Source organism: Frankia sp. CoBUL1 (assembly GCF_978021245.1).
Genome location: NZ_CDXDOS010000062.1, coordinates 5605 through 16844 on the forward strand (window position 1 = coordinate 5605; position 11240 = coordinate 16844).

The window sequence follows — 11240 nt, forward strand, 5'->3', positions numbered from 1 at the left end:
CGTTCGCCCGCCGCCGGACAGCCTCGATCTCCCGGGCCCGGGCCGCAGCGAGGGCCACGGCGGCGGGGTCGGACGGGTCGATCGGGGCCGCGGCCCCGTCGGTCGGGCCGGCTGCCTCGGCGGGATCGGCGGCGGCGCCGATCCCGCCGGCCGCCGCCCCGATCAGCGCCGCCGGCTGCCCGGCCCCCTGCCGTGCCGGGACGGCCGCCGCCTCCTGAGCCACGTCGTGGCGCAGGCCGAGCCGGCTGAACGCGAACTCGGCCGCGTAGCCGAGCATCGCCGTGGCGTACACCGCCTCGCCGCTGCCAAACAGATGATCGGAAAGGCTGGCTACGCCCTCGTTGACCGCCATCAGTGCTCCCGTTCGCTGGCACTCGACGCGGCATCGCCGGCTGCGGTGCCACCCGGTTCGGTACTACTGGGTTCGGTACTGGCTGGTTCGGTACTGGCTGGTTCGGCGCCGCGCGATTCCGAGGCGGTCGGCACGGACCGGTCGGTGCCCGCGGGCCCGGTGGCCTCCCGGAGCAGGGTCGTGAGCTGGGCCAGCTCGACGGCGAACCCGTCGGCGTCGGAGCGGGACAGCCCACCGATCTCCACCGTGCACCCACCTGCGGCCGCTGGCCGGGCCCGCACCCATACCCGGCGGCGGCGCACCCGAAGACTCGCGATCAGCCCGATGATGATGAGGACCGCGAAGAGCAACGCCTCGCCCTTGAACGGGTCGGACTTGACCTGGAAGGTGGCGAACTCGGCTACGCGGTCGGCCTCGAGGCTCATCCCGCCGGGTAGCCCGGTAAGGGTGCGCTGCCGCGGGTTGTCGAGGGCCAGGACCTGCGCGGTGCGCTCGCTGCCCGCCGGACCCGTCATCGTGATCTGGCGCAGGTCGCGGGTGTCGACCGTGTAGACGTTCTGTGGAATGCCCTCGTTGAGATGGAGGTTGCCGACGAATCCCGTGATCGTCAGACCGGGCGCGCGGGCGGCGGGGAACGCGGAGACGTATCCCTGGGTCGGGTCGAGGCGGGTGGTCGGCGTGAACACGCCGCTGAAGGCCAGCTGCTGGGGCTCCTTGCGGGCGCCCAGCGCGGGCAGTCCGGTATCGGGGATCTTGACGGTGCAGGTTGAGGTGAACATGCCGTCCCGCGGGGTACACGGCACGTTCGCCTCCCAGACGACCTTGCGCGCGGCGTCGCGAAGCACGAAGTGCGGGGCGAATCCATGCCCGATGAGGTAAATCTTGGCGTTGCCGATCACCAGCGGATGGTTGACGCGGATGGTCGCCTTGCGGGTCGGGGCGTTCAGCGCGGCGGCATACGTGACGTCGGCGCGGAAGTCGGACGGCTGGCCGCTTGGCTGGAACGTGGCGTTGAACCGGTCCAGCGTGAGCGAGAACGGACGCAGCTTCGCGGTGTCGACGCGCTGACCAGCGTTGAACTGGTCATAGGAGATGATCGTGTTCGCGAACCCGCTCCCGGAAACGACGAGCACGGTCCCGGAGTATCCGTACCAGGAACCGAAGCCCACCGCGGCGAGCAGCCCCACCAGGGCAATGTGGAAGACGAGGTTGCCGGTCTCGCGCAGGTACCCCTTCTCCGCTGCGACGGAGTGGTCGGCAGTCCCCTTCGCGTCGTGGGCCTCCCCAGCCGTGGCCGTGGCCCGGAAGCGCCGTCGGCGCAGCGCCTGCCGGGCAGCCGCCATCGCGTCGGCGGGCTCCATCGGACTCGTCCAGGCGCTGCCGCCGGGCAGCCGGCCGGGCCGGGCCGGGGCCTTCGGCGGCGCGGTGAACAACGCTCTGGCATGCCAGCGGATCCGGGACGACAGGCAGCCAATCAGGGAGATGAACAGCAGCAGGTAGATCGCTGCGAACCAGGACGCGGCGAAGACGTCAAACCCGGAGAACCGGTCGAGCAGCGGACCGAGGGTGGGGTGGTCGGCGCGGTACTGCTCCACCCGCATCGGGTTGATGGCGCGTTGCGGCAGGAGCGATCCGGGCACGGCAGCCAGGGCCAGCAGGAACAGCAGCAGCAGCGCGGTACGCATGCTGGTGAGCTGACGCCAGGACCGGACGGCGAGGGCAAGGGCCGGATGCCGGGTGAACCGGCCACCGGCGCCGGGAGCGCGCCCCGGTCCGTCGGTCGGCGTACCGGGGTCGTCGGACGACGGACCGGCCGCGCTGTCCGGCGGGTCGAACGCCTCGGGGGCTGCGGCGCGGGCGTCGGCATGCCCCTCGGGCAGACGGCGCGCGCTGGCCGCCGCGTCGGAGCCGAATCCCGCGGACTCGACGGCGGAATCGAGGTCGGACTTCTCAAGGTCGGGCTTCTCAAGGTCGGACTCGACCTCGACAGTGTTGATGGGTTCGACGTCGACGGACCCGGCGGCGAGTGGCGCGGGATCGACGGCGAGTGCTGCGGGATCGACGGTTCCGGACGCAGGCGCGAGCCGGGCGTTCGAACGGGTTGAGGAGGTCACAGCGACGTCTCCGAGAAGCCGGGGGCGTAGGGCCGTAGGTTCGCAACCAGGTCGGCCCACTCCCCCGTGAGTTGAAGCACTCCGACCGTGACGAGCAGCATGCCGCCGAGCAGGGTCAGGATGCGGGTATGCCGTCGCAGCACCCGCAGGGCGCCGACGGCACGTCGGAAAGCCAGTCCGACGGCGAGGAACGGCAGCCCAAGCCCGAGGCAGTACACCGCGGAGAGGACCGCTCCCCGCTGCGCCGTCGCGCTCGTCACCGCCAGCCCCAGGACGGCCGACAACGTCGGGCCGAGGCAAGGCGTCCAGCCGATTCCGAAGAGCGCCCCCAGCACGGGCGCGCCGAGCAGGCCGGACGCCGGCAACCGGTGGATGCGCCACTCCCTGTTCGCCCAGGACAGCCGGGAGAACACGCCGGCAAACGCGAGTCCCATCACGATGGTGACAACCCCGAGGAGCTGGCTGACGCCGACCTGATGGCGGGTGAGCCACTGCCCGAGCCCACCGAACGCCGCGCCGTAGGACACGAAGACCGCGGTGAAGCCGAGCACGAACAGACCCGTGCCCGCGGCGACCCGCCCCCCCGCGCGCAGCCGGTACAGCCGCGGCCCGGGCGACCCGGTCCCCTCGTCGTCCCGGGCGAGGGCACCAGGGACCGCCGCCCCGCCGGCCACCGCCATGCCCGGCACCGCTACGGACACCGCCGGCATCGCCGGTGCCCGGCCCGGCAGCCCGCCCGGGGTGGCGGCAACTCGCCTCGAACGATCCTGAAGCTCCGCCCCGGACAGGCCGGTGACGAAGCTGAGATAGCCCGGCACCAGCGGAAGGACGCAGGGGGAAAGAAAAGAGAGCAGTCCCGCCGCGGCGGCGACCGGCGCGGCGAGCAGGACCGGCCCGTCGGTGATGAGCCCGACCACGCTCACCGCGGGTCCTCCGCCCCGGGCAAACGGTGCCCGCTCACGCCTCGGCCTGCAGACGGCTCAACGCGGGCTTCAGGTCGTCGGGCAGCACACCACCGGTGAACCGGGCCGCGATCCGCCCGTTCTGGTCGAGCACGAACGTCGACGGGAGGCCCGGAGCGACCGGCCAGCCCGCGGCGAGGGTGCCCAGCTTGTCGACGATGCTCGGGTAGGACCTGCCGAAGTCCTGCGTGAAGGCCTTCGCACCGGAGACGGTGTCCTTCTCGTTGACACCGAGGAACGCCACCGTGGGGTTGTCCTTGGCCAGCTGGACCAGGCCTGGCGTCTCCGCGCGGCAGGGAGCGCACCACGAGGCCCAGAAATTGATCACAACGATCTTCCCTCGGTAGGACGAGAGGTCGAGGGAGGTCCCGTCGAGAGTCTTACCGGACAGGGGGGGTGCTGGATGCCGGTTTCCGGGGGCGGCGAAGTCCTGCCCGGCCGCCTGCTGGACGAAGCCGTAGCCCCCACCACCGGTGGCGTCGACCGAGTTCGCCCCGGGGGAGCAGGCGGCCAGCAGCCCGGCCGCCGCGAGCGCCACGGCGGCCAAGGCGATGCGTCCCGCCCGGCGGACACGGCGGGCCGACCAGGCCCGGCGTGTCCGCCGCATCGGGGCAATGCCTGTCACCGGCGGGCCCGACCTGTCATCCGACGCGGACCGCCATCCCTTCTCCGCCACGCGAACCAGTATGTGCCCTGCCCCTTCCCACCCGGGAACCTGTCTACGACCAACTGTAGAACTCAACTCAGGGTAGGTGGAGGGGCCGCGAGACGCGCATGGGCTTCTCGACGAAGGACACCTGTGGGCTCCATCTGCCAGGCGGGCACCGTTCCGCCGCCGTCACCGGCCGCCGGCCACCGGCGGGACCGGGAGCGGACAGTAACCGCGGATCTGAAAACGGGCCGTGACGGTGGCGCTCCCGGGGAAGGCGGTTTCGGCCCGTCGGCGCAGCTGGTCGGGCGCCCGGTGATGGCCGGTCGGGCCCATCAGAGCCAGGTCGACGATCTGGTCGGTGTTCAGCGTGAGCGGAACGTCAACGTGCTCGACAATGATCGGCTCGAACCGTCCGGTGGTCCGTTCGTCGAGCCGGTCGCTCTTGCCCGCCTGTATCCCGACGAGTCCGAGCGGGCCGTGCAGCTCGGCGAGATGGCCCGGCCCGGGGGTGACGACGATGAGCAGCCCGTCGGGGCGCAGCACCCGGTGCATCTGGGCCAGGTTGCGCGGCGCGAAGACGTCGAGGAGCACGGCGACGGCGTGGTCGGCCACCGGCCAGGGGGCGGCGACGTCGAAGGAGACCGCGCCGATCCGGGGATGGGCACGCGCCGCGCGACGCAGGGCGTACTTGGAGACGTCGACGGCGAGGCCGACGGCGTCCGGTCGCGCACCGACCACGCCGGCCAGATGGTGCCCGGTCCCGGCACCGATGTCGAGGATCACCCGACCGGGCGGCCCGAATGGCCCGGGCGGCCCGAATGGCCCCCCGGGGACGGGATACGCGATCTGGGCCAGCCGGGCGATGAGCGGCCCGTAGTGGCCACCACCGAGGAAGGACTCCCGCGCGGCGACCATGACGGCGCTGTCGCCGACGACCCGCCGAGTCCGGCCGGTGCGCAGGTTGACATAGCCGCCGCGGCCGACGTCGAAGTCGTGCCCGGCGGGACAGCGCAGGGATCTGTCCGCCGGGTGCAGCGCGGCGCCGCACACGGGGCAGCGCAGGAACGGCAGCACGGCCCGCAGGGCCGCGAGGGCCGGCGGGGCAGCGACGGCCGGCGCCGGTGACTCGGGACCGGTGGAGTTCGTCAGGCGCCGACCGATCCAGGCGTGTTCGCGGTCGGCCCGTTCGGCTCCGCGTACTCGACGCCGACGAGCTCGGACTCCCGGTAGACGGCCGTGGTGACGCTCGCCAGCCCGCACTGCCGCCGGTCGGGACGGTGCCAGAGGGGCACTCTCTCCAGGGCACGCCGAGCCGTCCAGACCGGAAGCTGGTGGCTGACGAGCACGACGTGCCGACCGGGGTGGGCGTCGCGCCATTCCACGACAGCCACGAGCATCCGCGCTGCGATCTCGTCGTACGGTTCGCCCCAGGATGGGCGGAACGGATTGAGTAGCAGGCGCCACAGGGCGGGGTACCGGACCACCGCCGGGCCGGCCTCGAACGTTCTGCCCTCGAAGGCGTTGCGGCTTTCGATCAGCCGCGGGTCGACCTGGACGGCGAGTGCGTGCGCCGCGGCGATGGGCGCAGCGGTCTGCTGGGCACGATCCAGCGGACTCGCGACCACGGCCGCGACGTCCAGCTCCGCGAGGAACTCCGCGGTGACCTTCGCCTGCTGCTGGCCCTTGTCGGACAACCGGAACCCCGGCAGCCGGCCGTAGAGGATCTTCTCCGGGTTGAAGACCTCGCCGTGGCGAACCAGATGCACCCGGGTCAACGAAGTCGGCTCCGTCATGCCCGCCCCTCGGGAGAGGCGGAGACGGTCACCGGCTCGGGTACCGCCGCGGCGGCACGTGCGGCCGCCGGTGCCGCCGCGGCGATCCGCTCCACCGTCTCGTCGTCATGCGCGGCCGAGACGAACCACGCCTCGAACGCCGACGGCGGCAGGTAGATCCCGGCGTCGAGCATGCTGTGGAAGAACGCCGCGTACCGGGCGGTGTTCTGCGCCTGGGCGCCGGCGTAGTCGACCACGGTGGCGGCGTCGGTGAAGAAGAAGCTGAACAGCGATCCGGCGCTGCTCGGCAGGTGGGCCACGCCCTCCTCGGTCAACGCGGTTGAGACGATCCCGGCCACGTCGGCGGCGCGGGTGTCGACGGTGGCGTAGACCTCATCGGTGCAGGCCCGCAGGGTGGCGAGTCCAGCGGCGACGGCAATCGGGTTACCCGACAGCGTGCCCGCCTGGTACACCGGGCCGGCGGGTGCGAGCCTGGCCATCACGTCCACCCGCCCGCCGAAGGCCGCCGCGGGCAGCCCGCCGCCCATCACCTTGCCGAAGGTGAACAGGTCCGGCGACCAGTCCTCGATCGCGCCCTCGTTGCCCCACCAGCCGGCGCGTGAGATGCGGAACCCGGTCATCACCTCGTCGAGAATGAGCAGCGCGCCGTGGATGTCGCACAGCCGGCGCAACCCGGCGTTGAAGCCGGGCAGCGGCGGGACGACCCCCATGTTGGCGGCGGCGGCCTCCGTGATGACCGCCGCGATCGTCTCACCGCGCTCGACGAAGACCGCCTCGACCAGCGCGAGATCGTTGTAGGGCAGAACGATGGTGTCCGCGGTGGCGGCGCCGGTGACTCCCGGGGTGTCCGGCAACCCGAGGGTCGCCACTCCGGAACCGGCGGAGGCGAGCAGCGCGTCAACGTGCCCGTGGTAGCAGCCGGCGAACTTGATGATGGTCGACCGGCCGGTGAAACCCCGGGCCAGCCGCACGGCGCTCATCGTCGCCTCGGTGCCGGAGTTGACCAGGCGTACCTTCTCGACCGGGCCGACCCGGTCGACGATCAGCTCCGCGAGCTCCACCTCCCCCGGTGTGGGGGTGCCGAAGCTGGTGCCGGCCGAGACGGCGCGCGACACCGCCTCGACGACGGCCGGATGGGCATGGCCGAGGATCATCGGCCCCCACGAGCACACCAGGTCGATGTAGGTACGCCCGTCCGCATCGGTCAGATAGGGGCCGTTGCCCGCCACCATGAAGCGCGGCGTGCCGCCGACGGCACGGAAGGCTCGGACCGGAGAATTGACCCCACCGGGAACAACACGCTCGACGCGCCGGAACAGCTCCTCGGATGCCGGCGCGGCAGACGGAACCACCATGCCCACGATCCTCGCAGGTCGGCCCCGCCTCCCGCTCCCCACGTGCCCGGTGGCACGCCGCGTCCTCCTCCCCGGTCCATGCTCCGCGTTGACCCACCCGCCACCATCGCTGGAAGCCATCGCTGGAAGCCGCCGGTGGACGGGGGTCTGCCCCGGCCGCCCACCGGCGGCGGCTCGTGCGCCCGGTCCTCCCCGGACACCCGCGGCCGTCGGTCGGCCGCTGTCCCTCCCAGGCCCCGGCGTTCGGCGATCCACCGCCGGTCGGCCCGATCCCGATGGGCGAGGACTACCGCGAGGGCTACAAGGAAGACGACGACGTTGTCCTGGTGGTTGTCCTGGTGCTGCTTGCCCTAATGGTGCCCGGTACGCCGCCCACACGACCCACTCCAGTCAATGATCATTATGGATCATGAGGCAAGCCTGGCCCACGCCGGACGGATTCCGCCTCGGGACGGCCGCGGGATGAGGAGCTTCTCGCCGAGGCAGGTAATACTCGCCCGTGGGCACGTGAGAACGGCGGAATCAGGCGGTCATAGCGACACGTGCCTTGCCAACAAATCGTTGAAGACCGCGACCGGCTTCGCCCAACCCAGCGTCTGCCGCAGCCTGCCATCCAGCTGTTCGGCGATTTTATCAAGCCCGGCCTGGGCATGCAACGACAGGCCGGTTCCCTTCGGAAAATACTGGCGCAGCAACCCGTTGGTGTTCTCGTTCGACCCGCGCTGCGACGGCAAGTGCGGGTCGCGGAAATAGACGGGCAGGCGGGTGGCGACGGTCATGTCGACGATCCGCCCACGGGCCACGGTCGCCCGGGACCGGTTCACCCGCCTGGCCCGGCCCTTGCGCAGCGCGAGCGTCAGCTGGGTCCGCAGCCCGCCACGGACCTGCGCCTCCACCGCCCGATAGACCTGCCCGCCGCCGTTACGCTCGATTTCTCGTGAGATCGTCGAGTGGTGCCGGCCGAATTCCTTCGCGATGAACCGAGCCGACCGGCTCGTGCTCAACTCCCGAGAAATCAGCTCCCGTTCCTCGATTGTCAACTGCTCCCGCCGGCCCATCCACCATCCAGTCCCCCGACGCCATCACGATCATCCCGTCCGGGCGTCGCTACGACCATTTGACCCCGCCGTCTGATGACCTCAGAATTCGCGGCACGCCGTCTTCGAGGTACTACACGTCAGATCTTCGGGGGACACTCGACGTGACAGAGACGCAGCCCGTTAACCAGCGTGTACTGAACAGCCCGAGTGATCATCAGTCGAAATTCGTTGGCGGCCTCGCCCTCAAGGACTGGCGAGGTCGTATAGTATGAATTGTAGAGTGCTGCCAGATCCAGTAGATAGCGGACGAGAATGGCCGGGCTATCCTCGCCTGTTGCTCTGGTAATCTTGCTTGGCAACTCCTGCAACTTGAGAATGAGCTGCGCCTCTTGGTCGCTGACCTCGAAATGTGTCAGGTCAACTAGACTCGGCACGGGCTTGCCCCATTTCCGTAGGATTGCCCGTGCGCGGCATGCGGTGTAGACGACATACGGTCCTCCTGACTTCTCGAAGGCCGTCAAGGTCGGAGAAAGATCTCCGCGAGCCATGGCGACAGTCGTCTTCATGTCCTGCTTGAGGTCGTTGAAGACGAGCGAGCCGACCGCCAGCTGCTGGGCGGCGACGGAGAGTTCCTCCTCCGTCATCGTGCCGCGCTCCGCAGACCTCTTCCAAAAGTGCTCGAATGACATCTTCAGTAGATCGTTCACTCCGGCGACGCTGTCTCGGCTTGAGAGCTTCCGGCCAGTCTTCTCATCGACGTAGAAGCCGAAGTAGATGTGCCGGAGGTCCAGTTCGTCACGGCCTGCGATACCCAGGACCTCGACAGCTTGAAAGAGCCGCGCGAAATGGACGCGCTGCTCTTGGCCCACGACATAGTAGATGCCGGACGGGTCGAAGATATCACGGCGGAGCTTGATGGCTCCGACGTCGCGTGTCGCGTAGATGCTCCGGCCGTCCGACCTGCGGACCACGAACCGCTCGTTTCCTGGAAGAGGAACGACGATGGCTCCGAGATCCTTCCGGGCGAACTCCACAGTCCGGTCGCGAACGGCGGAGGTGATCTCACCGGCAGACATGGCCTGCTCGATCTTGGCGATTTCCTCGCGCAGGCGACTCTCCGTGAACTCGAATGCCCGGCCGTCGCGCAGAGCGGTCTCGATCACCTCATTACCGGCCTGGAAGTAAAAGCTTTCACCGATCGTGAAGTCGATGTGGATGTCGAGTGCTTCATAGAAAGAACGGAAATCTGCAAGGCTCCAGTCCACCATCTTGGACCAGAGTTCCACCTCCTCGGAGTCTCCGCCCTCCAGCCTCGCAAAGCGGGCATCCGACGCCTCCACGTAACCCTTGAACGCAGACTCAAGCGCATCCTTGCTGTCCACGCCCGGGAAATAGCGCTGGAGCACGGCGGCATCCGATTCGCTGGCGCCGCCCAGCCCTCCGCCGGAGGCAACCACCCTCTCCAGCGCGCGGCGGATGGCGTAGATCTCCAGCAGGCGATCGTTCTCGGTCATGGCCGCGGGAAACATATCGCCGAAACGGCGAAACCCCTCCAGCATGAAACCGAATCCGCCGAAGTCATTGATGTGGTTCAACCGGTATACGAGCGCACCGCATGCTTGGTGTAGATTGCCGAGCACATGCCCAATGATAGTTGATCGGACGTGTCCAGCGTGAAGCTTCTTCGCGACGTTCGGCGACGAGTATTCGATGATGAGAGTCCGCCTGGCGGCACTGTCGTTCTCGCCGAATCTATCGCCAAGGCTGTTGATCCCCTGGACGGCCTGCGCCAGCCAGTTATCGGACAGCGTGAGATTGATGTAGATGCCTTTGGCGGTGGCCTCGGAAATTACCTTCTTGAGCTCCTCGACCTGTAGGGCCTCGATGGCCCGCGGAATGTAGGTCCTAACGAACTCTTTCGCGCCCGCCTCTTTAAGGAGCATCGGCATCTTAACCGTCACGTCGGCGCCGAACTTCTCTCGGGAGATCAACTCGATCTCTGCCGTGAGATCGGAACGCGCAAACTTCTCCTGCAATGCTTGCGTGACAATCGCACTTAGCCTTGCCAGCGGATAGTCGCGTGACGAAGGAAAGGCCGCGGGGCGAGACCCGCGAACCTGGTCGCGGAGATCTTCGATATCACGCCTACGCGTGGAGGTCACCTGGGCAAGCATATTCACGGCCCAGAGTTTATCAGGGCGGCATAGATTGGCTGGTGGAGGCGGTGTTTGCCCGTTCCTCATGTTGGGCGCTGGGCTTCGTGCGGACGATTTCGTGGCGGTTCGTCGGCACGGTGGCCGGGCTGGCACAGCCGATCCGAGCCCTCAGTCGGAGCATCGCTCGGCCCCGGTCCGCCAGCGCCCTGTCCGACCCGGGCGCGGACGAGTGCAGCGGCTGGGCCAGCACGCAGCCGACGAGGCCCTCGGCGGTGCTGGTCAGGCCGCAGGCCGGGACGGTGCCGATGGATCAGCCACCTGCCTCAGCCCGCCGTCGAAGCACGGACTGAGGCAGGAAGACCGCGCCCGAGACGCCGACCGGTGCGGTGAGCGTCGCGAGCACGAGCCCGGCTACGAACCCGAGGAAGATCGCTCACGCCGGTCGGGTCTTCCCGTCTCGCGTACCTGAACCAGCGCGGCGCCGTACCGGAGTGGCCAGCTATCGCGGCCATTGGCCATCTACTGGCCAGTCGCGACCGTGAGTGGCCATCTATCTGCGATCCCTACAACCGTCATACGCGTACCCGACCACCCCCCAACGGGCCACCATCGGCGTACCCGCTAATTGGGTACGTCTGAGGCGGCGCATCGGTGCAGCTCAGCGGGCGTCTGGCACGTACCCAAGTGGGCCAAGAGCGGAACTTGTCAAGATTTTTAGGACAAGATTCTTTGTGAACTAGCCTGTGTTCCGTCCCTGTCGTGATCTCGGTCGAGGGATGACTTCTGATCGTTCGGGCACGCCGTCGGCTGGTTCGG

At 69.1% G+C, this 11240-nt stretch carries 7 protein-coding genes and 3 pseudogenes; all 10 read right to left on the minus strand.

Features of this window, described 5'->3' with window-relative positions:
* Positions 1 to 352 (minus strand): annotated as a pseudogene (locus AC08OX_RS07300) (c-type cytochrome biogenesis protein CcsB); the annotation flags it as partial.
* Positions 352 to 2466, minus strand: coding sequence for a cytochrome c biogenesis protein ResB (gene resB, locus AC08OX_RS07305; RefSeq protein WP_476607113.1), 2115 nt, complete (start codon positions 2464 to 2466; stop codon positions 352 to 354). The gene resB and the pseudogene AC08OX_RS07300, both read right to left, overlap by 1 nt.
* Positions 2463 to 3389 (minus strand): cytochrome c biogenesis CcdA family protein, encoded by a 927-nt coding sequence (locus AC08OX_RS07310; RefSeq protein WP_476607114.1) that lies wholly within the window; start codon positions 3387 to 3389, stop codon positions 2463 to 2465. Before AC08OX_RS07310 ends, resB begins: the two co-directional genes overlap by 4 nt.
* Before the next feature lie 34 nt (positions 3390 to 3423).
* Positions 3424 to 4053 carry a TlpA family protein disulfide reductase gene (locus tag AC08OX_RS07315; RefSeq protein ID WP_011434970.1) on the minus strand — a complete coding sequence of 210 codons (630 nt, stop codon included), beginning with the start codon at positions 4051 to 4053 and terminating at the stop codon, positions 3424 to 3426.
* Positions 4054 to 4266: 213 nt separating this feature from the next.
* Positions 4267 to 5154: a putative RNA methyltransferase gene (locus AC08OX_RS07320; RefSeq protein WP_476607115.1), complete on the minus strand. Its 888-nt coding sequence runs from the start codon at positions 5152 to 5154 to the stop codon at positions 4267 to 4269.
* Positions 5155 to 5225: 71 nt separating this feature from the next.
* Positions 5226 to 5873: a histidine phosphatase family protein gene (locus AC08OX_RS07325; RefSeq protein WP_476607116.1), complete on the minus strand. Its 648-nt coding sequence runs from the start codon at positions 5871 to 5873 to the stop codon at positions 5226 to 5228.
* Positions 5870 to 7228 carry a glutamate-1-semialdehyde 2,1-aminomutase gene (hemL, locus tag AC08OX_RS07330; protein ID WP_476607117.1) on the minus strand — a complete coding sequence of 453 codons (1359 nt, stop codon included), beginning with the start codon at positions 7226 to 7228 and terminating at the stop codon, positions 5870 to 5872. The genes AC08OX_RS07325 and hemL overlap by 4 nt, the downstream gene beginning before the upstream one ends.
* Positions 7229 to 7758: 530 nt before the next feature.
* Positions 7759 to 7989 (minus strand): annotated as a pseudogene (locus tag AC08OX_RS07335) (transposase); the annotation flags it as partial.
* 171 nt (positions 7990 to 8160) lie between these two features.
* Positions 8161 to 8286 (minus strand): annotated as a pseudogene (locus tag AC08OX_RS07340) (helix-turn-helix domain-containing protein); the annotation flags it as partial.
* 119 nt (positions 8287 to 8405) lie between these two features.
* A complete protein-coding gene (gene argS, locus AC08OX_RS07345; RefSeq protein ID WP_476607118.1) occupies positions 8406 to 10442 on the minus strand; it encodes an arginine--tRNA ligase domain-containing protein in 2037 nt (678 codons plus the stop codon).
* Between the last annotated feature and the right edge of the window lie 798 nt (positions 10443 to 11240).